Annotated in this window: 1 protein-coding gene; it reads right to left on the reverse strand. The window is 61.5% G+C overall.

Annotated elements, in window-relative coordinates; translation table 11 throughout:
* Positions 1-19: 19 nt before the first annotated feature.
* A complete protein-coding gene (locus RCG67_RS16900; RefSeq protein WP_368827958.1) occupies positions 20-613 on the reverse strand; it encodes a hypothetical protein in 594 nt (197 codons plus the stop codon).
* Positions 614-667: the final 54 nt, after the last annotated feature.

Raw genomic sequence — 667 nt, forward strand, 5'->3', positions numbered from 1 at the left:
TGGCGCGTCCTCGCCGACCTCATGCTTCGGCGCGTACTGGGCCGGCCGCAGACCACGACGAAAGGGATGCACCATTGGCGCTCGCGGTGAGGGGTGAGGCTGTCTGGTCTTTGTCGTGCTGGTCGGCGGAGGACGGTCGGCTCTTGGCTTTACGGTGTTTGAGCCATCGCCAGGTCGATCTCACGCCAGTGAAGAGGGTGGCGCCGATGCCGAGGGCGACAGCCAGCGTCGTTGCGGCGATTAACAGAGTGGCCATGCTCTCTATGATTCCCAGGATTTGGACGACACCTCCTCGGGGATCGTTGTTGCTGATAGCTGCGGCAGCGAGTGAGGAAGCAACTGCTACGGCCCAGGCGATGCCCATGAACCGCAGCGTCGAGCCGAATAGAGCAAACTCTGAATTTTCTTTCCATTCGTTCGTGCGGCGCTCCAATACTGTTCGTACGTCCGTGACTGGCGTGGCGTCTGCTCCTAGCGACTGTTGGAGATTTTCCAGCAGTTCCGCCTCGTCGAGGGCTTTCTTTCGGCTGTCACGGGCGGTGAAGGCGGAGGCGAATGCGGCAATGGCCGCGACGAGTACGGCGGAGATAGCAGCGACGAGGGCAGAGTCCACGGGAGTCCTTCCAATAGGGGGAGTAGCTCTGGAGTTCATTCCGTTGAGGCGGGG

Source organism: Kocuria cellulosilytica, from assembly GCF_040981245.1.
GTDB classification, from domain to species: domain Bacteria; phylum Actinomycetota; class Actinomycetes; order Actinomycetales; family Micrococcaceae; genus Kocuria; species Kocuria cellulosilytica.